We start from the raw sequence: 22,470 nt of genomic DNA, 5'->3' as shown, positions 1-22,470 counted from the left end.
AGATCAAAAGGTTTCCCAATGTTTTCTTCGCTCCAATTGTCCACCGCTGTGCTGACACTTTCCGTTGTTCAGCTCATGTCGCCTGAGAGGGCGAGCGCCCAAGAGGTCGCGCGGTTTCACCACAAGCAATGGCAGGCGGAATGCGGGCCGGACTATTGCGCGCTGACCCCGCGCGCGCATCCGATCCTGTCGCTGGCGCGGGGCCATGACCGTGGGAATTGGGTCCTGAGTCTGCGCAATCGCGAGATGCTGGAGCAGGGGGCGATCCAGATCGACGGGGCCGCGCTGGACCTGCCCGAAGATGTTGAGATCACTTTCCCGGAGGCGCTGCTCGACGGCAACACGCTTGAGATCGTTTACGCCGCCGAAGGCTTTAGCGAAGGCGTGTCTTTGGCGGGGATCAAGGCGGCGCTGCTTTGGGCCGAAGATCAACAGGGCCGCATCGGGGATCGCAAGCTGACGCTGCACCAACCCGATTGGGCGGCCTTGCAGGATGAGGCGCGCAAGATCACCGAGGAGATCTGCGACGGCCCCTTGCCCGGCGTGTTCGACAAGGAAGGTGCCCCGCAAGTGATCGAAGGCCACCCGGAGCTGCGCGTGCTGTCGCAACTCTGTTGGACGGCGGCCTATAATGTCGGCTCTCAGGTCTATCTTTTGGGGCCGGACCTCGATGGCGTGGATGCTGTGCGCAGTGCGGCAGTGGATGAGCATGGCAAAGCGGTGCCGGAACTGGCGCTTTGGGGGATTCAGGGCGACACGCACATGCTCGACAGTTTCTACAAGGGGCGGGGCCTTGGCGATTGTTTCACCCAGGAAAGCTATCGCTTCGACGGGTTTGCCTACGTGCTGGAGCGCCGCGTGGTCGATGACGCCTGTGACCAGAAAATCATCCCTCTGGTCGATTGGCCCGAATAACCTGTCCCGAATGACAAAGCGCGTTGCGGGCTTTGGGGCACGCGAAGAGTCTTGAACAGGCGAGGGACAACGCGTATCAGGCGCATAAACCGCCCTCACAGGAGTCCCGCCCGATGAAAGCCGCCGTTCTGCAATTCCCTGGTTCCAACTGTGACCGCGACATGGCCATGGCGCTGAAACAGGCGGGCGCCGATGTCACCATGGTCTGGCACAAAGAGGCCGATCTTCCGGCCGGTATCGATGTGATCGGGGTTCCGGGCGGCTTTTCCTATGGCGACTACCTGCGCTGTGGAGCGATTGCGGCCAATTCGCCGATCACGAAGGCGCTCAAGGCCCACGTTGAACGTGGCGGCTATGCCTTTGGCATCTGCAACGGCTTTCAGGTCCTGACCGAAGCGCGGCTGTTGCCGGGCGCTCTTTTGCGCAACGCCGGTCTGAAATACATCTGCCGCACCGTGGGTCTGGCGGTCGAGACCACCGACAGCCCCTATACCTCGGCTTACGCCCAAGGCCAGCACATCGGCATCCCGATTGCCCACCATGATGGCAATTTCACCGCCGACGAGGACACGCTCGACCGGCTTGAGGGCGAGGGCCTTGTGGCGTTCCGCTATCTCGACAACCCGAACGGCTCCAAGCGCAACATCGCGGGCATCCTGTCGGATAACCGCCGTGTGCTTGGCATGATGCCGCACCCGGAACGGGCTGCCGAGGCTGCGCATGGCAATGAAGACGGCAAGGCTTTCTTCACCTCGCTGCTCGATGCGGTGGTTTCCGCCTGATCTGAGGCTGAAATTTGATGAATTTTAAACGCGCTCATTCGGGCGCGTTTTTTGCTATTATGTGGCTACAGAGTGTTAGTGTGATTGAAAGCTTGCTGTCTCTCAGCACATTCTCCGTGACTCTTAAGGAAAGAGCCAATGTTAAAAGATCAAAATAATCAAAACGATAGTCTTGTCGTAATACCTTCCTATAACGTTGAAATGCAAATTCCGGCTCAAGAGATTGTAAATGGCATACGGGATTTAACTCAGGCCATCGCGGCTTTTAGCTTGCGTTTGGAAGTTGAATTGGAGCCCTTCAAGGACGTTACGAAAGGCGTAGCTAAGGCTTGGTTGTCTCGACAGCAGGACTTGGAATCTACGCTAGAAAAGCTCAAACCTTTGTTCGTCGCGCTATTTCAGCATTCTGAAGCTAAAAAGCCGTTGCAAGAGCATGGGATATTGCCTCATCTCTCAACCCCATGGGATCGATTTAATCCGGAGTCTCCTGAACTCTTTCCCTCAGACGTAATGCATTATTACTCTACAGAATGGGACCGGGTAGGAGACGTCTTTAGGGCGAATGTTGAAACCTACGAGATAAGTGAAGATGCCAAGGCGGATTTCAGATCTGCGTTAAAATGTCACGAGACAGGATTGTATCGTTCATCTGTTTTGACGCTATTGCCGTCTGCTGAGATGGAATTCAGGCGGGCGTTTAAGATTGATCCTAAAGAGCAGGCCGCGAGTCTAAAAGAGCTACGCGATGCGGTAGGGAAGTTGCCGATCGGGCGAGTGATCGGCCCCGTTGCTTTATTCGATTTGTTCAAAACTCTTAACGAGCACATGTATGAGCACGTAAATTCGCCTGACGATATAGGGCGGTTTTTGTCTGATCCTATCCCCAATCGACATGCAGCCATACATGGGCATGTTAGATACGATTCTGAGTTGAACAGTCTAAATGCTCTCATTATGGCGGATTATATATTCTTTCTGATCAGCCAGTTGTCGAAGCTTGTCGAGGCGTCGGAGTAGATTTGTGCATTTGTATTCGATGAAGGTGGCGTGAAAGCGCCATACTTTGCAGGAAATAGAGCAAGAATTTGCTCAAAACGCTCCCGCGAGGGGGCGTTTCTGCGTTTTGGGTCGATGGCTTCCCCTTGCGGGGGGCGCCCGCGCCCGCGTAATCTCGTGCGCATGAGTGATGTTGGGGGAAAATCTGACGCGGGAAGATCCCGCACCATTGGCTGGACCGGGCGTCTGGCTCTGGTCGGTTTTGTCATGGCCGCGATTGGCGTGGTCTGGGTGTCGAACCTTCTGCTGACAGAACGCTATACCACCGTGACCCGCAACCGCGCCGAGGTGCGTCAGGCGCTTTACGCCGGCAACCTGATGAGCGAATTGCAGCGAAACTCCATCGTGCCGACGCTTTTGTCACGCGACCCGGTGCTGGTCGGCGCGCTCACCTCGAATGATTTTCGGCAGACCTCGCAACACCTGATCACCTATGTCGATGAAATCGGCGCCGCGGGGATCACGCTTTTGGATGAAACGGGTCGGGTGGTCGCGGCCACGGATCGCGCGCTTTTGGGCACCAACAACCGTCAAAGCCCGAATTTCGTTGATGCTTTGCGCTCCAACGATACAATTTTCAAGGCGCTGCAACTGGACAATGGCGCCTATGAGTTCAGCTATTCGCGCCGCATTGATGTGAACAGCTCGCTCGCGGGTGTGATCGTCGTCAAAGTCGATCTCGCCAAGTTCGAGAAAAGCTGGGCGGGGATTTCGGATGCGGTGATCGTGGTCAATTCCGAGGGCAATATCATCCTCTCGACCGAACCGCGCTGGCGCTCGAAATCCGAAGGCGAGGCTTTGGCCACCCGCGATGCGCCCACCGCCATCGAGCGCGCCTTTCAACTGACGACGGATTGGTCGCCGGACCCGAATGAGACCTATCTGGGCGGCGAGGCGGTGATGCGTCTGGAGAGCCGCATTCCGTTTCGCGGCTGGCGGATGACCTCGTTTACCACCTACGCCTCGGTGCGCGAGCGGGTGAACGGGTTTCTGGCGCTTGAGATCATGGGCTTTGCCATTCTTCTCTCCGGCGCCTTCTACATGACCTCGCGCCGCGCCGTGTCGCGGGCGGGTCTTTTTCAGCGCGAAAGCGCCGAGTTGCGCCAGTTGAACGCGGCCCTGCAACGGGAGATCGCCGAGCGCAAACGGGCGGAGAAAAGTCTTGAGGTCGCCGAACAGACCTTGGCACAATCGTCGAAACTGGCCGTGCTGGGCGAGATGTCGGCGGCGGTCAGCCACGAGTTGAACCAGCCTCTGGCCGCGATGAAAACCTATCTCGCAGGCGCGCGGCTGTTGATCAAACGCAAGCGTTCCGAGGAGGCTTTGGCCTCTTTCGGCCGCATCGACGATCTGATCGAACGCATGGGCGCGATCACCAAACAGTTGAAATCCTACGCCCGCAAAGGCTCGGATCAATTGCAGGAGATCGACCTGCGCGATTGCGTGTCCTCGGCGCTCTCGATGATGGAGCCGCAATTCCGTCAGGGTGCCGTCGAGATCGTCAAAAGCCTGCCGCCCGAACCCGTCATGGTCGATGGCGACCGGGTGCGGTTGGAGCAGGTCTTGGTGAACCTGTTGCGCAACGCTTTTGACGCCAGCAAAGCCTCGGACGAGCCGCAGATCGAGATCATGGTTACCGGCGGTGTTTTGGGCGGCACTCAAGCAAGCGTGACCGTGCGTGACAATGGCACGGGGATCGAAAACCTCGACGATCTGTTCGAGCCTTTCTACACCACCAAGGCGCCGGGCGACGGGGTGGGGCTTGGCCTTGCGATCTCGTCGGGGATCGTGGCCGAACTGGGCGGGCGTCTGATGGCGCGCAACCGGCCCACGGGGGGCGCGGCCTTTGAAATGGTGCTGCCGCTGTCGCGCGAGGCGCAGCATGCGGCGGAATAAACGACAGAATTTTGGGAACCAAACGGGTCTCTGAGACGTTTGGTTCATTGCCCACAAAGCTGGGCCACAAGAAAAAGGAAGAACACCCATGGCGACGGCAATGAAAATCGCGATCGTCGATGACGAACAGGACATGCGCCAATCCATCAGCCAATGGCTGGCGCTCTCTGGTTTTGACACGGAGACATTCTCCAGCGCGGAAGATGCGGTCAAATCCTTGGGCCCCGATTATCCGGGCGTGGTCATCACTGACATCAAAATGCCCGGCATGGACGGCATGCAGTTTCTCAAGAAGCTCATGAGCACGGACAGCGGGTTGCCGGTCATCATGATCACCGGCCACGGCGATGTGCCGATGGCGGTGGAGGCGATGCGGATCGGGGCGTTCGATTTTCTCGAAAAGCCGTTCAACCCGGATCGGATGACGGAGCTGGCGAAGAAAGCCACCAATGCGCGGCGTTTGACGCTCGACAACCGGATGCTGCGCCGCGAGCTGTCGGATGGCACCGGCATCATGAACAAATTGATTGGCGCGTCTCCTGTCATGGAGCGGCTGCGCGAGGACATTCTCGATCTGGGCCAGGCCGACGGGCATGTGTTGATCGACGGCGAGACGGGCACCGGCAAGACGCTTGTCGCCCACGCTTTGCACGCGGTCGGCACGCGGGCCTCGAAGAAATTCATCACCTTCGCCTGCGCGGGCCGCGATGAGGCCGATCTGACGCGGCGGCTGTTCGGGCCGGACCCGGATGGGCAGATTCAGCCGCTGATCGAAGAGGCCCGGGGCGGGACCTTGGTGCTTGAGGACATTGAGGCCATGCCGATGACGCTTCAGGCGCGTTTGCTCAAGTGGATCGACGAACAGGGCACGCCGCCCGAGACCCGGATCATCGCGATCTGTAACCTTCAAGAACAGGGGCGGACCTGCGAGTCTGCGCTGCGTCCCGACCTCTATTTCCGTCTCGCCGCGATGAAAATCACCACGCCGCCGCTGCGCTCTCGCGGTGAGGACATTTTGCTCCTGTTCACCCAATTGAGCCAGCAGTTCGCCGAAGAATACGGCTGTGACGCGCCGGAGGTTTCCGCCCAAGAAGCCGCCCAATTGTTGCAGGCGCCGTGGCCGGGCAACATCCGTCAGTTGATCAATGTCGCCGAACGCTCCGTGCTGCAAAGCCGTCGTGGATCGGGGTCGATCACCTCGCTTCTCTTGTCGGAAAGCGACGCCCCGGAACAGCAGACGATGACCACCGAGGGCAAGCCTTTGAAGGAATATGTCGAGGCCTTCGAGCGCATGTTGATCGACAACACGATGCGCCGCCACAAAGGCTCGATCGTGGCGGTGATGGACGAGCTCTGCCTGCCGCGCCGGACGCTGAATGAGAAAATGGCCAAATACGGGTTGCAACGCTCGGATTATCTCTGAGCCGCGCGGGTAAACATTTAACCCCGTACACATCAAAAAGGCGCCCCGAACCGGGGCGCCTTTCTCATATCTGAGCGAGGGAGCCTCAGATGTGGTCTGCCACCCATTTCGCATAGGCTTCGAGCCAGGATTTGAGGAAATCCTCGGTGCCTTCGGTGACGATCTTGCCGTCTTCGTCAAAGAGGTTCCACAGGTTGCCGATATAGGCCTCGGGCTGTTGCATGGCGGGCATGTTGAGGAAGACCAGAGGCTGGCGCAGGTGGTGATTGGCGCCAAAGCCACCGAGGCCCGAGGGGCTTGCGGTCACGATGCCGGCGGGCTTGCCGACCCAGGCGCTGTCGCCATAGGGACGCGAGCCGACATCCAGCGCGTTCTTGATCGCGGCGGGCATCGAGCGGTTGTATTCCGGGGTCACGAAAAGCACGCCGTCGGCGGCTTTGATCTCTTTGCGGAACCGCACCCAGGAGGCGGGCGGCGTGTCGGTGTCGAGGTCTTCGTTATAAAACGGCAGGTCGCCGATTTCGACGAAATCGAACTCAAGGCCCTCGGGGGCGATTTCGGTCAGGGCTTTGGCGAGCTTCAGGGTTTGGGAGTCCTTACGAAGCGAGCCAACGAGAACAGCGATACGAGTCATGGTACATCCTTTCGGGGCATGCGCAGGGTTCTGCGCATTTATGCTTGTGCTTGACGATGAATGTAGTGTTGTGAGCGCAAATAAACAGTGAAACTTATGTGCAGCGCAGAACCAATTCCCTGTCTGACTGCACATAGGAAAGCTTTGGCTGTTCGCGGGTGAAAAGATTTCGTTAAGCGGTTTTGTGCTATTTCATGCGGCGAAACGTCTTTCGACCCGGCTTTCAAGCGCGAACTCAGGGCGAACTTGGGGCGAAAATGTCGTTTCCATGAATTTGCGTGTTGTCTAAAGGCACATGCATCACTACTGATATAAGAACGCAGGTCCGCTTGGTGGCATTCCCGCCCCGGAAACCGCGTGAGAAAGATTCGCTGTATGTGTGTGTTGGAGGCCCGGGGTCGCGAAAACGATCGACTGCAAGGCACCACCCGCAGAACAGACCGATACCGCCGCATGGAATGACAAAACCTCGGCACGAACCGTCCCGACAGTCCTTTAGAGGGCCCGCGGGATTCAAATGGGCGCAAGAGTGACAAAGATCACGCGATGCGCCGGAGAAGAAACGCGATGCAACGCGCACAGGCACGAAGAAACGCAGACACGGGGGCCCTTGGCCGTCGTCCGTTTGCGACCGCTGCCTTAGCCGATCCGCTCGCCCCAAAACATCACCCGCAAACCCGCGCCGCCTCTTTCAACAGGGGCGCGCCCGTAACGGGTGCCGGAAGACAAATTCAATGGCAAAGAAAATGCTCATCGACGCCACCCACGCGGAGGAAACCCGCGTTGTGGTGGTCGACGGAAACAAGGTCGAGGAATTCGACTTTGAATCGGAAAACAAACGCCAGCTCGCTGGCAACATCTACCTCGCAAAAGTAACGCGCGTCGAGCCGTCCTTGCAGGCGGCCTTCGTCGATTACGGCGGCAACCGCCACGGCTTTTTGGCCTTCTCCGAGATTCACCCGGATTACTACCAGATCCCGGTCGCCGACCGTGAGGCCTTGCTGGCAGAAGAACTGGCCTACGCCAAGGCGCTCGAAGAGGAAGAAGACAAACCCAAACGCTCCCGCCGCCGCCGCACGCGGTCGCGCTCGAAATCCGATGAGACCAAATCCGACGACGTGAAAGCGGAAGGGGTCAAGAGCGAGGATGCGGTGGAGACCAAAGAGGTCGATCTGCCCGCAGAGGATGGGTCTGAAGGCTCTGCACCCGTTTCTGGCCCCGTTGTTTCTGGCATGGATGTGATCGAGCCGGAGGCCTCTGAGGCGGACGCACTGATTGCAGACGAAAAGGGTGCAGAAGAGGCCGAAACGGAAGAGACCCCTGTCGAAGAGGGCACATCGCCGGCTTTCACCGTGCACGAGACGCCGGTCGAAGAACCGGAAGATGAGGCGAAAGACAGCGCCGAAACGGCGGATGAGACGTCCGAAGAGGGCGCGTCTGACGAAGAAACGGCTGAAAACGACACGGACTCGGAAGACGAAGACGACTCTGATGAGGACGACTCTGATGAGGAAGATGAGGCGGAAACCGCTTCGGAGAAAGACTCCTCCATCGAAAGCGTCGCCGACGACGACACCGACGAGGAAGTGCGCCCGAAACGCAAGCCGCGTCCGCGTCGCTATAAGATCCAGGAAGTCGTCAAAGTGCGTCAGGTCATGCTGGTGCAGGTCGTCAAGGAAGAGCGCGGCAACAAAGGCGCGGCTCTGACCACCTACCTGTCTCTGGCCGGTCGCTATTGTGTTCTGATGCCCAACACCGCGCGTGGCGGTGGCATTTCGCGCAAGATCACCAACGCCGCAGACCGCAAGAAACTCAAAGAGATCGCGGGCGAATTGGAAGTGCCGCAGGGCGCTGGCCTGATCATCCGCACGGCGGGCGCGCAGCGCACCAAGACGGAGATCAAACGCGATTACGACTATCTCAAACGGATGTGGGAACAGATCCGCGAGTTGACCCTCAAATCTGTCGCACCGGCGAAGATTTACGAGGAAGGCGATCTGATCAAACGCTCGATCCGCGACCTTTACAACAAGGACATCGACGAGGTCTTCGTCGAGGGCGAGATGGGCTATCGCGAGGCCAAGGACTTCATGAAAATGATCATGCCGTCCCACGCCAAGAACGTGAAACACTACGCCGATCAACTGCCGCTTTTTGCCCGCTATCAGGTGGAAAGCTACCTCGCCGGCATGTTCAACCCGACCGTGCAGCTCAAATCCGGCGGCTATATCGTGATCGACGTGACCGAAGCCTTGGTTGCAGTCGACGTGAACTCGGGCCGCGCCACGAAAGAGGGCTCGATCGAGGACACTGCGCTCAAGACCAACCTGGAGGCCGCCGAAGAGGTGGCGCGTCAGGCGCGTCTGCGTGACTTGGCCGGCCTGATCGTCATCGACTTCATCGACATGGAAGAGCGCCGCAACAACACGGCGGTCGAGAAACGTCTGAAAGACAAGCTGAAAACCGACCGCGCCCGCATCCAGGTGGGCCGCATTTCGGGCTTTGGCCTGTTAGAAATGTCGCGTCAGCGTCTGCGCCCCGGCATGCTCGAGGCCACGACCCAGCCCTGTGCGCATTGCCACGGCACTGGTCTCATTCGCTCCGACGACAACATGGCGCTTTCGATCCTGCGCCAGCTCGAAGAAGAGGGCACGCGCAAGCGTTCCCGCGAGGTGCTTTTGAAAGCGCCGGTGGCCATCGTCAACTATCTGATGAACCAGAAACGCGAAATGATCGCCCAGATCGAAGCGCGTTATGGCATGGCGATCCGCATCGAAGCCGATCCTTTCCTGATCTCGCCGGACTTCTCCATCGAGAAATTCAAAACCGCCACCCGCGTGGTGCCGGAGGTGAGCGCGACGGTGATTTCGGCCTCTGCCGATCTGATGTCGGATTACGAGGATGACGAGGCCGAGGATCAGGTCGAGGACGAGGTGAACGAGGCCGAAGACGGTGCCGCTGAGACAGTGGATGAGACCTCTGAGGATCAAAAGCCGAAGAAACGTCGTCGTCGTCGTCGTCGTCGCAAGTCGCGTGACGAGACTGGTGAAAACGGTGAGACTGGCTCCGAAGAGGGGGAAACCTCTGAGGGCGAGAGCTCTAAGGCTTCGGAGGCTCCGCAAGAGGCTGAGGCCGCTGAGGACGCGTCTACGTCTGAGGACACTCCGACCGAAGAGGCCCCGAAGAAACGCACCCGCAGCCGCCGCAAAAAGGCCGAGCCGGTCGAAGAGGTGGCATCTGAGGACGGTTCCGAGGCCGCAAACGAGACCACGGACGAGGCCGCTGAGGCGCCGATCGAAGAGAAGCCGAAGCGCACCCGCACGCGTCGCAAAAAGGTCGAGGAGCCTGTCGCAGAGGGCGCCGAGGCCGCCGCGGAAGAGGCGCCGAAGCCGAAGCGCAAGCGTCGCACCAAGGCGGAGATCGAGGCAGACAAGGCTGCGAAAGCTGCCGCTGAGGCGGAAAAGGTGGCGGCAGAGCAGCCGGCTGTTGAGGCGGCACCTGAGGTGGCTTCGCAAGAGGTAACGCCTGAGGCCATCCCTGAAGTTGCGCCCGAGGCAGTGGTGGAGGCTGAAGACACCCCGGTGGCCGAGGTGCCCGCGGTTGAGCCCGTGGTCGAGACTGCAGCTGAACCTGTGGCCGAAACAGTGGCCGAAACAGTGGCTGAGACATCCGTGGACATTGCGGAAGCGCCGGAAACCGCCGCAGAACCTGTTCAGGAACCTGCCAATGCGGAGGCCGAACCGGAAGCGGACAAGCCTAAACGCCGTGGCTGGTGGAGTCGCTGAAGCCGACTAAGAAAGACATGAAACGGCCGGGCACAGTCCCGGCCGTTTTCATTTGATGCGCCCTCAAACGAGAATGTGAGCCGCTGCGACAGTCACGACGCTGGCCAGATCGCCCGTCCTGTGGCATGAGCATGCCATGTTCGGAATTGATCTCTTTGACGCCACGCTTCTGCCCTCCATGCTCGTCGCCCTTGCGGCGGGGATGGTGTCGTTTCTCAGCCCCTGCGTCCTGCCCATCGTGCCGCCCTATCTGGCCTATATGTCCGGGATTTCCATGGGGGAACTCACGGGCGGCGGCAAGGCCTCGCGCAAGGCGATCCTGCCGGCCTTGATGTTCGTTTTGGGGCTGTCGACCGTGTTCCTGTTTATGGGCTTCACCGCCTCGGCCTTTGGGATGTTTTTCCTGAAAAATCAGATGCTTTTCGCCCGTATCTCAGGTGTGGTGATCATCATCCTGGGCCTGCATTTCCTGTCCGTCTTCCGCATCCCGATCCTCGACCGCGAAGCGCGGATCGACGCGGGTGACAAGGGCGGTACGGCCTTGGGCGCCTATGTTCTTGGTCTTGCTTTTGCCTTTGGTTGGACGCCCTGCATCGGGCCGCAATTGGGCGCGATCCTGTCGATGGCGGCCTCTGAGGGCTCCGTGTCGCGCGGCACCACGCTGTTGGCGACCTATGCCATCGGCCTCGGCCTGCCGTTCCTATTATCTGCGATTTTCATCACCCGCGCGGTCGGTCTGATGAACCGTCTCAAACGCCACATGGGGCTGATTGAGAAAATCATGGGCGGGCTTTTGTTGTGCGTGGGGCTTTTGATGGTCACCGGCGCCTTCTCGCGCCTGTCGTACTGGCTTTTGGAAACCTTCCCAGCGCTGAGCCAACTCGGTTAAAAGGGCTTAATTTCGCCCCAAACCCGCGCTAGTCTACCGAAAACGTTAAAGGTTTCGGGATGAGCGAGCAGGGTGCAGAGGTGAGGCGGCGGCGGGTGTTCTACATCCCCGGCTACGACCCCATTCCGCCACGGCGCTACCGCGAATTGTACCGCAAGGAAGGCGCGGCGCAGGCGGAGATATCCGGCTATTCCCTCAATCTCGCCCCGAAAAAGGGCCGCAATTTTGGCTGGTCCGTCCGTGGAGAGATCGACGGCGCGACGACCCAGAGCGAGATCGACGTCCTCGTCTGGTCCGACATCGTGCAAGACAGCATGGAGGCGGGGATTTTCCGCACCTATCTGATCCTCGCGCGGACCGCTTGGATCTACATCTCCACCGGCGCGCTGTCTCGCCTGATGAAGCTCAGGCGCGGGCCGGTGATCGCCGCACTTTACCCGATTGGCGTCCTGCTGGCGCAGCTTCTGATCGCACTCTTGCTGGTCTGGTCGATCACCTGGATCGCGGGTCTGATGGGGGCGGCTTGGATCGGTGCCGCGCTCGGCCTGATTGCGGGCTATTTGCTTTTGCGTTGGTTCAAGGCCAAAGACGGCAAGCTGTTCGCCTATTATCTGATGCATGATTACGGGTTTTCGGCGCGCTGGCGGGGGGCCAATCCACCGATGTTGGACGCCCGCATGGCAGAGTTTCGTGCCGAGATTGCCGAGGCATTGACGCAAGACTGGGACGAGATTTTGCTCGTTGGCCACAGCTCCGGCGCGCATCTGGGCGTGTCGATCCTGGCCGATCTGATCCGCGCGGGCGAGGTGCCCGAGGAAGGGCCCGCTCTGTCCTTTCTGACCCTCGGCCATGTCGTGCCGATGGTCTCTTACCTGCCGGAGGCCAAGGTGCTGCGCCGCGATCTGGCCTATCTCTCGACGCGCGATGAGATTTTTTGGCTTGATGTGACGGCGCCGGGGGATCCGTGCTCTTTCGCGCTCTGCGATCCGATCAAGGTTTCTGGCGTGGCGCCCGACGGGCAAAAATGGCCGCTGGTGATCTCGGCCGCTTTCACCCAGACTCTCAGCCCCGAAAAACAGGCCACCATGAAACGCCGTTTTTTCCGGCGGCATTTTCAGTATCTCTGTGCGTTCGATCGACCTGGTGACTACGATTATTTCAAAATCACCTCTGGCGGCGAAACCTTGGCGACGCGCTTTGGCGAGGCCGTGCCAAGCCCCTCGCGGATCGACACGCCGGCGAATAAATTCACGGCGATGGCCGAGGAGGGCGCAGAATGATCCCGCCAAAACCGACCCCGCGCCCGGAAAAAACCAGCCTGCGCAACTATGTCAAACTGTTCCGCAAGGACATTCTCTCGGCGCAACCGGCCAAGCTTTACCGTGCTTGGATGGCGGACTATAAGACGCCGTTTTTCCGCAGTTTTCTGGTCAATCAGCCTTCTTTGGTCAAACGCGTGCTCAATGAGGAGCCGATGAATTTCCCCAAATCGGGACGCGTTGCGGAGGGGCTGCGTCCACTTCTGGGCAATTCGGTGTTCCTGACCAATGGCGAGACGTGGCTGAAACAACGCCGCATCATCGACCCGGCCTTTGAGGGCGGGCGGCTCAAGGACACGTTTCCCGCGATGCTTGGGGCAGGGCAGGCGATGGTGGCGCAGCTGCAAGCCCAAGATGGCCCGCTCGACATTGAACCCTATGCCTCCGAGGGCGCGGCGGATGTGATTTTCCGCACGCTGTTCTCAATCCCGATCACCCATGACACCGCCTCGAAGGTCTTTGAGGAGTTCCAAGGCTATCAACGCGCCCAGCCTATTCTCAACATCGCCGCCTTCATCCCGCTGCCGAAATGGCTGCCGCGGTTTCATCGCAAGAGGACGCGCGACGGCGCCAAGGCGATCCGCAAGCTGATCACCGATCTGACCGCCAAGCGCATGGCGGAGATCTCGGCGGGGACCGCGCCGGATGATCTGGCGACGAAGATCATGACCACCGCCGATCCCGTAACCGGGGAACGATTCGACACTGACGAAATGGTCGACCAAGTGGCGATCTTTTTCCTCGCGGGGCATGAAACTTCGGCCACGGCACTGGCTTGGGCGCTTTGGCTTTTGGCGGCGAACCCGGAGGTTCAGGACCGTGTCGCGGCGGAGGCGCTGAGCCTGCCCGAGGAGCCGAGCTTCTCCGATCTGTCAAAACTGCGCTTTACCAAAGACGTCTTCCGCGAAACGCTCAGGCTCTACCCGCCGGTGCCGATGATGGTGCGGGAGGCGAAATGTCCGGTGCAGTTCCGCGCCCGCAATGTCCCGAAAGGCGCGCAGATCGTGCTCTCACCCTGGCACCTCGGGCGGCATGAGATTTTCTGGGACCGCCCCCATGAGTTCGACCCGGATCGGTTCAAGACCGAGAATGGCAAGACCTGTCTGCGCGATGCCTTCATTCCGTTTTCCTCCGGGCCAAGGGTCTGTACCGGCGCGGGCTTTGCTATGGTGGAGGGGCCTTTGTTCCTCGCACTTTTGTTGCGGGCGTTTCGGTTCGAGACGGTGTCGGACAAGACGCCCGTGCCCGTCGCGCATCTGACGGTGCGCTCTAAAGACGGCATCTGGTTAAAGATAACGCCACGGGAGGGCGCTTTTCGAGGGTGAAAATACGCGCGACGAAACGGTTCTGGGGAAACGCTTGTTCCGGCAAATTGCGAAATTATGGAACGGTCTCCCTGTCTCTCTGGCGCTGTCTTGAGTTTGCGGAATGCGCGTCCTACACATTCAGGGACTGCGAGATTTAAAGGATATACCCATGTCTGCTCCTTCTGCCCTGAAACGCGATATGATCGACAGCATCGGCAACACGCCTCTGATCCGGCTCAAAGGCCCGTCGGAGGAGACCGGCTGTGAGATCTACGGCAAGGCGGAATTCATGAACCCCGGCCAGTCGGTCAAAGACCGGGCAGCGCTCTTCATCATTCAGGATGCGCTGAAAAAAGGCACGCTGAAACCCGGCGGCACGATTGTCGAGGGCACGGCGGGCAACACCGGGATCGGTCTGGCGCTTGTCGGTTCCGCTTTGGGTTTTCGCACCGTGATCGTGATCCCGGAGACGCAGTCTCAGGAGAAAAAGGACATGATCCGGCTGGCGGGCGCGGAACTCGTCCAAGTGCCCGCCGCGCCCTATAAGAATCCGAACAATTACGTGCGCTATTCCGAACGTCTGGCCGCGAAACTTGCACAAAGCGAACCAAAGGGCGTGATTTGGGCCAATCAGTTCGACAACGTTGCGAACCGTCAGGCGCATATCGAAACCACCGGCCCGGAGATCTGGGATCAGACCGGCGGTAAGGTCGATGGCTTTATCTGCGCGGTGGGCTCCGGCGGGACCTTCGCGGGTGTCGGCATGGCGCTTCAGCCCAAAGGCGTGAAAATCGGTCTTGCCGATCCGATGGGGGCTGCGCTCTATAGCTACTACAAAACCGGCGAGCTGACATCCGAGGGCGGTTCGATCACCGAAGGCATCGGGCAGGGGCGGATCACCGCCAATCTCGAAGGCTTTACCCCGGATTTCGCCTATCAGATCCCGGACGAAGAGGCGCTTCCGGTCGTCTTCGACCTGTTGGAGCACGAAGGCCTCTGTGTCGGCGGCTCGTCCGGCATCAATGTCGCGGGCGCGATGCGCATGGCACGCGAGATGGGGCCGGGTCACACCATTGTAACGATCCTGTGCGACTACGGCACGCGCTACCAGTCGAAACTCTTTAACCCCGAGTTTCTCAAGGAAAAACAACTGCCGGTGCCGGAATGGCTTGACCGTGGACCGCGTGCTCTGCCTGACGTATATGAAGGAGCATGATCAGACAGTTCTTTCGCCGCTTTCTCTTGATTCTCGTTCTGGCGCTGCCGCTCTCTGCGGTGGCCCAAGACGGGGTGACCCCGGACTACAAAGAGTGGGACGGCGTGGCCACCGCTGCGGAAAAACAGATTTCCAAAGGCGACACGTCGAACGCCGATCTGGAGCAACTGCGTGAGGAGCTTGTCACCTGGCGCGAGAACTTCCTCTCTGCCGAGGGCAACAACGCCACCCGGATCGAGACGCTCAAGGCCCAGATCGAGGCCTTGGGAGCGGCGCCCGCCGAAGGCGAGTCGGAAAGCGCCGAGATCACTCAGCGGCGCCGGGAACTGAACAACCAGCTCGAGAGCGCACAGGCTCCGATCAAGGCCGCCGAAGAGGCCTATACCCGTGCCAACGGGCTGATCTCCGAAATTGACGCCGCGCTGACGGAACGCCAGGCCGATGAGCTGATGAGCCTCGGCCCCAGCCCGCTCAATCCGACGCTCTGGCCCGCCGCCTTTGGCGCGCTGGCGCAGACAGGCATGGCGGGCTGGACCTCCATCGTGGAAAACGCCGCCTCGCAAACCGGGCGCAGCACGCTGAAAACCAATGGCGCGATGATCGGCCTGTCGCTTTTGGTGGCGCTGATTTTCATCCTGCGTGGGCGGCATTGGTCGGAGAGCATCACCACCTGGGTGCGTCGCCGGGTCTCCGGTGAGGCGGGCAAGGGGGTGACGGGGTTCCTCGCCTCTTTGCTGCAAATTCTGATGCCGATGATCGGCTTGATCGCGATCCTTGTCGCAGCGACGCTGACGGGCGCTTTGGGGCCGCGTGCCAATGTGGTCATGGGCGCGATCCCGCAAATCGGGCTGGTGTATTTCTTCTGGCGCTGGATTGCCGGGCGCCTGTTTTACGCCACAGATTCGGAAGAACCGATCCTCGATCTGGGCGCTGTGCGCCGGGTCGAGGCGATGACCATGGGCGCTTTGGCGGGCATTATGTCGGTGCTCAACGAGGTGCTGATCCAGCTGGCGGAGATCGACGATTACAGCCCCGCGACCATGGCGGTGCTGACCTTTCCCCTGGTGTTGGTGGCGGGGTTTGCGCTGTTCCGGTTGGCGCGGATTTTGGCACCTGCAAAACACACCGCGTCTTCTGAGGACGAACAGTTCGAGATTGCCAACGAGGGTCAGGGCTTTGGCGCGCTGATCCTTCAAACCATCGCGCGCGTGGTGCTGATCGCCTCGATCATCGCTGTGTTGCTGGCCGCGACCGGCTATATGGAAGCGGCCAAGAGCATCGTCTTTCCGCTTTTGCGCTCACTGGGCCTGATGGGCTTTGTCGCGGTGCTGTCAAAGCTTTGCTACGATCTCTACGCCTTGGTGACGCGGCAACCGGAGGGCGCGAAGGACGCGCTCATTCCGGTCTTTGCCTCCTTCCTGATCGTGGTGGCGTCCCTGCCGTTCTTTGCGCTGATCTGGGGCATGCGCGAGGATCAGCTCCTGGAGCTTTGGGTGCAGATCAACGAAGGCGTGTCCTTGGGCGGGGTCACCATTTCGCCCGGTGTTTTCGTGACCTTCGTTATTGTTTTCATGATCGGTCTCGGGGCCACGCGGCTGTTCAAAGCCGCGCTCAAAAGCACTGTTTTGCCGAAGACCAAGCTCGACAAGGGCGGCCAGAATGCCATCGTGGCGGGCGCCGGATACCTCGGTGTGTTCCTTTCGGCGATCATCGCCATCGTCTCGGCGGGGATCGACCTTTCGGCGCTGGCGATTGTCGCGGGGGCGCTGTCTCTCGGCATCGGTTTCGGCCTTCAGAACATCGTGCAGAACTTTGTCTCCGGCATCATCCTGTTGATCGAGCGACCGATTTCCGAGGGCGACTGGATCGACGTGGGCAATGGCCAGATGGGCTTTGTGCGCGACATTTCCGTGCGCTCGACGCGGGTCGAGACCTTTGACAAGACCGACCTGATCGTGCCCAACGCCGATCTGATTTCCAACCAGGTGACGAACTACACCCGTGGCAATCTCATCGGACGGGTGATCGTGCCGGTGGGCGTCGCCTATGGCACGGACACGCGCAAGGTCGAGGCGATTTTGCAGGAGATTGCCGAGGATCAGCCAATGGTCGCGATGAACCCGGCGCCGCAGGTGTTGTTCCTGAATTTCGGCGCCGATGCGCTGGAGTTCGAGATCCGCGCGATCCTGCGCGATGTGACCTATATTCTGGCGGTGAAGAACGACATCAACCACGCGGTGGCGAAACGCTTTGCCGAGGAAGGTATCGAAATTCCCTTTGCGCAGCGCGACATCTGGCTGCGCAACCCGGAGGCGCTGTCGCCGAAACCGGCGGGGGCAGAGAATTTGCCGACCACCCAGAGCGACGCTGTCGAGACGTCGGAAACACCGAGCAAGGTCGATCCGCAGATGTTGGACGACAAGGATTTCGACAATGACGCAGAGAGCGACGGCGACGCGGAGGGGGACGTCACGTGACCGACTTGCTGTTTCGCGAAGACGCCTATCTGCAAGAGGCCGAGGCCAAGGTCCTGCGCCATACCTCCGAGGGCGGTGTGGTTCTGGACCGCACGATCTTCTATCCGACAGGGGGCGGCCAGCCCGGCGACAGCGGGCGGCTGGATTGGTCTGAGGGCGGCACCAAAGCTGGCCTGACGATTGCCACGACCGTGAAAGGCGCGCCCAATGCCGCCCGCGAGGAGATCGTCCTGATCCCCGCCGAACCCGCGCCCCTGCCGCCCATCGGCACCACGGTGACCCAGCGTCTCGACTGGATGCGTCGGCATCATCACATGCGCATCCACACCGCGCTGCATCTTTTGTCCGTCGTCTTGCCCTATCCGGTGACCGGGGGGGCGATCGGGGCGGAGAAAGGCCGGTTGGATTTCCAGATGCCGGAGCCCATCGCGGACAAACAGGCGCTAGAAGACGATCTCAATGCCTTGATCGAGCGCGATCTGGTGGTCTCCGAGGATTGGATCACGGATGAGGACCTCGCCGCCAACCCGGCCATCGTCAAGACCATGTCGGTCATGCCGCCGATGGGGCAGGCCCAGAATGAGGGGCGTGTGAGGTTGATCCGGATCGGACAGGGACGCGATCAGATCGACCTACAACCCTGCGGCGGAACCCATGTGGCGCGCACCTCGGAAATCGGTCGTATCCGCATCGGCAAACTCGAGAAAAAAGGCCGCGACAATCGCCGGGTGTCGATCCATCTGGATTGATCATATTGCATTGTTTTTATGGTGAAAAAGACGTTCGCCCTAGAGGTGCGTACATGCGTCGTCAAAAAACATTCATTTTCTGACAATCGGGGGGTTGCACCCCCCCTATGATCTCCACTATAGACGCCGGCGGAGAGGTGGCCGAGTGGTCGAAGGCGCACGCCTGGAAAGTGTGTAGGCGGGGAACCGTCTCGAGGGTTCGAATCCCTTCCTCTCCGCCATAACCCATCAGATTGTTGATGTCTGGATGTAGTGCCGCTCATAACCCTTTGAGGTTAGGGCGGTTTTTTCTTTTGTGGCCAGCATAAAACAACCCGCGCCACTTCGAAAGCCGCGCGGGTTTTGACAGTCTGTCAGGGGGCGTTACGCGCCGCGCATGATCATCCGGTAGCGCATCTGGTCAAAGATCACCGCAAGGATCAACAAGCTGCCCAGCAGCACCATTTGCATGTAGGAACTGACGCGGGCGATGTTCATGCCGTTTTGCACCATGACGATGAAAAACGCGCCCAAGACCACGTTCTGCACCCGCCCGATGCCGCCTCGCAAGGAGACCCCCGCGATGACACAGGCGGCGATGGATTCAAGCGCCATGGTGCCCCCGAGGTTGGCCTCGCCGCTTTCCACACGGGCGGTCAAAAGCACGCCGGTCAGCGCGGCGATCAGCGAACAGAGGACGTAGGCCAGAACCAGCGTCTTTTTGGTGTCGATGGCGGAGAGATGCGCGGCCTTGATGTTGCCGCCGACCGCATAGATGCGGGTGCCAAGTGTTGTGCGCGACATCATCAGCCACATCACGACGATACAGATCACCGCGATGAACACCGGCACGGGCACGCCGAACCATTTGCCGAAGCCGAAGGTGTCGCCAAAGGCAAAGGGCAGGCCGGAGATCGGGATGCCGCCGGTCATGAACAGCGCAAGCCCTGCACCCACGGAGGAGACGCCCAGCGTCATGATGAAGGGCGAGACCTCGAAATAGGCGACGCCCACACCGTTGATCAGCCCGACGATCAGCGCGACACAGCCGCCTGCGAGGATGCCGGTCGCGATGATCAGGAACACGCTGTCAAAGACGCCCGCGGCCCAGGTCATCGACAGGGCGGAGGCCACAGAGGTCAGCGCAATCGCGGTGCCGACCGACAGGTCGAACCCGCCGGAGACCAGCACCAGCATTTGTCCCAAGGAGACGAGCACCAGATAGACAGACTGGCGCGCGACATTCATCAGGTTCTGCCCGGTCAGGAATTTGTCGGACATAAAGGAGAACACCACAAGCGCGATGCCGAGAAAGAACGGCAAGACGCCCACACGGATGAACAGGGTTTTGATCGGATTGGCGCGCGGTGTGACCTGCGCCGGTGCGGTTGCATCGCTCATTGGACGGGCTCGCTTTCGGTGAAGAAATATTTCAGGACGGTGTCTTCGCTGGCCTCAGTGCGCGGCAGCTCTGCCGAGACCTGGCCATTGGCGAAGACAAGAATGCGGTGGGACAGGTTGATCGCTTCGGGCAGGTCGGAGGAGATCACGACCACGGCTTTTCCGGCCTCGGCCAGGGCCTTGATTTTCAGGTAAAGGGCGGCGCGGGTGCCCATATCGACGCCCACGGTGGGTTCGTCGAAGATGTAGACATCGGCCTCCTGGCCAAAGGCCTTGCCGAAGAGCACCTTTTGCTGATTGCCGCCCGAAAGCTGCGACACGCGCCGGGCGCGGTAGTCTTCGGGCAGCTCGACCCGCGTTGCAATCCCGGCCACTGTGTCACGCACCCTGCGCCAGTCGATCCAGCCGCGTTTGACGGGCGCACCGGAGGTCACGACATTGAGCGCAAGGTTCTCGTCCGAGGTCTTTGCCAGATCGAGCCCCTCGTGTTTGCGATCAGGCGACAGGTAATAGAGGCCTGCGCGGATGATCTCGCGCGTGGGCAACCTGGTGATGTCGTGACCGTTCAAGTGAACCGTGCCGGACCGCCGCGGACCCAAGCCCATCATGGCGCGGAAGAACCGCGATTTGCCACAGCCGACCAGACCCGCGACACCCAGAACCTCGCCTCGGCGCAGGCTGAGCGAAGAGGGGGCCACGCCGGGGGTGGCAAGCTCTGTGACCTCAAGCACCACGTCGCCGGGCGTCGTGGCAATAGTCGGATAAATGTCGGCAATCTGGCGTCCGGTCATCATTTCGACCAGTGCCGCCTCATCGGTGCCCGCCATTTCGACCGTGCCGATCTTGGCCCCGTCGCGCAGCACGGTGATGCGGTCGGCGATGCGTTTGAACTCCTGCATCCGGTGCGAAATATAGATGATGCCGACGCCTTTGGCCTTTTGCCTCTCGATGAAATGGAACAGGTGATCCACCTCGCGTTCGGTCAAGGAGGCGGTGGGCTCGTCGAGGATCAGCACTTTCAGATCGCCGTGAAACGCCTTGGAAATCTCAAGCATCTGCTGTTGCGCGCGCGACAGCGTCGAGACCCGCGCGGTGGGGGAGATCGGGAATCCCAGCTCGTCGAAAATCTCCTGTGCGCGGCGGCGCATCTCGGCATGATCGACCAAAATCCCCATGCGCGGTTCCTGTCCGAGAAACATGTTCTCGGCCACGGTGAGCGTGGGGATGAGGGAGAATTCCTGAAACACCGTGTAGACGCCATGCGCCTTGGCGCGGGCCACGGAGTCGAAGACCACCTCATGATGATCGAGGTAAATCTTGCCCTCGGAGGGCGTGTTGGCGCCGGCGAGCATGGAGATCAGAGTGGATTTTCCTGCGCCGTTTTCACCAAATAAAACATGCACTTCGCCCGCCATGAGATCGAAATCCACGCCATCGAGGGCACGCACGCCGGGGTAGGTCTTGGTCAGATTGTGGGTCGTGAGTAGAGGAAGAGTCATGGGGCCTCCTATCGGGTGAGGCAAGGGAACGGCCTCACCCGAATTGGTCTTCATATCAAAGAGGGATCAGGCGATCACTCGACGGAGAAGACGGGACGGAAGCCTTCCGGCGGCAAGATCGCATCGCGGGACAGATCGCCGATGGTGTCGCTGTCGACGACAAAGATCTTCGGCCCGACGTGTTTGACGTAGTCCTTGCCTTCGATGATCCGCACGGCTTGGTCCATCGCGATCCGGCCCTGAATGACCATGGAATCCGCCGGTGCTGCCGCGATCATGCCGCGTTGAATGCCAGTGTAGACGCCGGGGGTCATGTAAAAGGCCAAAAGGCCGATCTCATCCGTCAGACCGCGTTCGCGCAACAGACCCTGTGCGGCTTCGGCGGTGACGGCGGTGCCCGCGAGGTAGCTCACATCCGGGTCGGATTGCAGCACGTCTTCGACCAGTTTGAGCTGGGCTTCCTTGCCGGTGTCGCCGTAGCGCGGTTCCAGAACCTCGACGGCGGAGCCTTTGACAGCCTCCAGGAACCCGGAGTTCGCGGCCTCGACCCAACCGGCGCCGGCCGGACCGGGGAACCAGCCGACTTTCGCCGGATCGCTGCCCGCCGGGTGTTTCTCGGCCAGATATTTGCCGGTCTCAAAGCCCATCGTGTAGAAGGACACGAGAGATTTGGCGGAGATGTCGGGCGAGGAGACGCCGTTGATCACATCGATCACCGGGATGCCCTTGGCGGCGGTCTCTTTGATCACGTTGTTCAAGCCATCGTAAGAAATCGCGCCGATGATCACCGCGTCGGCGCCGGCTGCGACGCAATCCTCGATCTGGCTTACCTGTTTGGCAAGCTCGGTGTACCCGCCCGCCTCGACGAGGTTCATCTTGACACCGAGGCGCTTGGCTTCTTCTGCGACGCCATAATCGACACCCAGCCAATAGGCGTCTTTCATATGCGGGAAGGACACGCAGATGTCATAGGCCGCATCGGCTTTCTCAAGCGGCGTGTAAGTCACGGCGCTGGTGGTGCCGTCGGTCGAGAAGGCGGGGGTCACCTCTTCGGCCTCATAGGGATACCAGTCTTCGGCAAAGCCGGGAGCGGTGGCCAGCGCGGCAAGCGCCACGCCTGTCATCAGGGCGAGTTTCATGGAT

Annotated in this window: 16 protein-coding genes and 1 tRNA gene; 13 read left to right on the top strand and 4 right to left on the bottom strand. The window is 60.2% G+C overall.

Annotation, left to right across the window (positions count from 1 at the left end; genetic code table 11):
• Nucleotides 1-18 precede the first annotated feature (18 nt).
• The 5 genes from HCZ23_RS05465 to HCZ23_RS05445 all read left to right on the top strand — a co-directional run bounded on the left by HCZ23_RS05465 (nucleotide 19) and on the right by HCZ23_RS05445 (nucleotide 6,072).
• Nucleotides 19-915: a DUF1176 domain-containing protein gene (locus tag HCZ23_RS05465; protein ID WP_167600688.1), complete on the top strand. Its 897-nt coding sequence runs from the start codon at nucleotides 19-21 to the stop codon at nucleotides 913-915.
• Nucleotides 916-1,028: 113 nt separating this feature from the next.
• Nucleotides 1,029-1,697: a phosphoribosylformylglycinamidine synthase subunit PurQ gene (gene purQ, locus HCZ23_RS05460; RefSeq protein WP_167600687.1), complete on the top strand. Its 669-nt coding sequence runs from the start codon at nucleotides 1,029-1,031 to the stop codon at nucleotides 1,695-1,697.
• Between the two features lie 138 nt (nucleotides 1,698-1,835).
• Nucleotides 1,836-2,714, top strand: a complete 879-nt coding sequence (locus HCZ23_RS05455; protein ID WP_167600686.1) for a hypothetical protein — start codon at nucleotides 1,836-1,838, stop codon at nucleotides 2,712-2,714.
• Between the two features lie 162 nt (nucleotides 2,715-2,876).
• The gene (locus tag HCZ23_RS05450; RefSeq protein WP_167600685.1) at nucleotides 2,877-4,649 is read left to right on the top strand and encodes an ATP-binding protein; all 1,773 of its coding nucleotides are present in this window, start codon (nucleotides 2,877-2,879) and stop codon (nucleotides 4,647-4,649) included.
• Between the two features lie 88 nt (nucleotides 4,650-4,737).
• Nucleotides 4,738-6,072 carry a sigma-54 dependent transcriptional regulator gene (locus HCZ23_RS05445; protein ID WP_167600684.1) on the top strand — a complete coding sequence of 445 codons (1,335 nt, stop codon included), beginning with the start codon at nucleotides 4,738-4,740 and terminating at the stop codon, nucleotides 6,070-6,072.
• Between the two features lie 85 nt (nucleotides 6,073-6,157).
• Here HCZ23_RS05445 and HCZ23_RS05440 read toward each other — a convergent pair whose 3' ends face one another.
• Nucleotides 6,158-6,706: an NADPH-dependent FMN reductase gene (locus HCZ23_RS05440; protein ID WP_167600683.1), complete on the bottom strand. Its 549-nt coding sequence runs from the start codon at nucleotides 6,704-6,706 to the stop codon at nucleotides 6,158-6,160.
• 734 nt (nucleotides 6,707-7,440) lie between these two features.
• On the opposite strand from HCZ23_RS05440, the gene HCZ23_RS05435 reads away from it, so the two are divergent.
• From HCZ23_RS05435 to HCZ23_RS05400, 8 genes are all read left to right on the top strand, one after another.
• The gene (locus tag HCZ23_RS05435; protein ID WP_167600682.1) at nucleotides 7,441-10,491 is read left to right on the top strand and encodes a ribonuclease E/G; all 3,051 of its coding nucleotides are present in this window, start codon (nucleotides 7,441-7,443) and stop codon (nucleotides 10,489-10,491) included.
• A 136-nt stretch (nucleotides 10,492-10,627) separates the two neighbouring features.
• Complete coding sequence (locus HCZ23_RS05430; RefSeq protein WP_167600681.1) at nucleotides 10,628-11,380, top strand: cytochrome c biogenesis CcdA family protein; 753 nt, start codon at nucleotides 10,628-10,630, stop codon at nucleotides 11,378-11,380.
• Nucleotides 11,381-11,439: 59 nt separating this feature from the next.
• Nucleotides 11,440-12,660: a hypothetical protein gene (locus HCZ23_RS05425; RefSeq protein ID WP_167600680.1), complete on the top strand. Its 1,221-nt coding sequence runs from the start codon at nucleotides 11,440-11,442 to the stop codon at nucleotides 12,658-12,660.
• Nucleotides 12,657-14,024, top strand: coding sequence for a cytochrome P450 (locus HCZ23_RS05420; RefSeq protein ID WP_167600679.1), 1,368 nt, complete (start codon nucleotides 12,657-12,659; stop codon nucleotides 14,022-14,024). Before HCZ23_RS05425 ends, HCZ23_RS05420 begins: the two co-directional genes overlap by 4 nt.
• 151 nt (nucleotides 14,025-14,175) lie before the next feature.
• Entirely contained in the window at nucleotides 14,176-15,222 is a 1,047-nt protein-coding gene (locus HCZ23_RS05415; protein ID WP_167600678.1) for a cysteine synthase A, read from the top strand.
• Nucleotides 15,219-17,699 (top strand): DUF3772 domain-containing protein, encoded by a 2,481-nt coding sequence (locus tag HCZ23_RS05410; protein ID WP_167600677.1) that lies wholly within the window; start codon nucleotides 15,219-15,221, stop codon nucleotides 17,697-17,699. The genes HCZ23_RS05415 and HCZ23_RS05410 overlap by 4 nt, the downstream gene beginning before the upstream one ends.
• Nucleotides 17,696-18,448 carry an alanyl-tRNA editing protein gene (locus HCZ23_RS05405; RefSeq protein WP_167600676.1) on the top strand — a complete coding sequence of 251 codons (753 nt, stop codon included), beginning with the start codon at nucleotides 17,696-17,698 and terminating at the stop codon, nucleotides 18,446-18,448. Before HCZ23_RS05410 ends, HCZ23_RS05405 begins: the two co-directional genes overlap by 4 nt.
• 131 nt (nucleotides 18,449-18,579) lie before the next feature.
• Nucleotides 18,580-18,669, top strand: a tRNA-Ser gene (locus HCZ23_RS05400).
• Nucleotides 18,670-18,811: 142 nt separating this feature from the next.
• Here HCZ23_RS05400 and HCZ23_RS05395 read toward each other — a convergent pair.
• From HCZ23_RS05395 to torT, 3 genes are all read right to left on the bottom strand, one after another.
• Nucleotides 18,812-19,828 carry an ABC transporter permease gene (locus HCZ23_RS05395; RefSeq protein WP_167600675.1) on the bottom strand — a complete coding sequence of 339 codons (1,017 nt, stop codon included), beginning with the start codon at nucleotides 19,826-19,828 and terminating at the stop codon, nucleotides 18,812-18,814.
• Nucleotides 19,825-21,327, bottom strand: coding sequence for a sugar ABC transporter ATP-binding protein (locus tag HCZ23_RS05390; RefSeq protein WP_167600674.1), 1,503 nt, complete (start codon nucleotides 21,325-21,327; stop codon nucleotides 19,825-19,827). Before HCZ23_RS05390 ends, HCZ23_RS05395 begins: the two co-directional genes overlap by 4 nt.
• 74 nt (nucleotides 21,328-21,401) lie before the next feature.
• Nucleotides 21,402-22,466, bottom strand: a complete 1,065-nt coding sequence (gene torT / locus HCZ23_RS05385; RefSeq protein WP_167600673.1) for a TMAO reductase system periplasmic protein TorT — start codon at nucleotides 22,464-22,466, stop codon at nucleotides 21,402-21,404.
• Nucleotides 22,467-22,470: the final 4 nt, after the last annotated feature.

The organism is Celeribacter sp. HF31 (assembly GCF_011806455.1).
In the GTDB taxonomy this organism is placed as follows: Bacteria; Pseudomonadota; Alphaproteobacteria; order Rhodobacterales; family Rhodobacteraceae; genus Celeribacter.
This window is presented reverse-complemented; position numbering and strand designations above follow the sequence as displayed.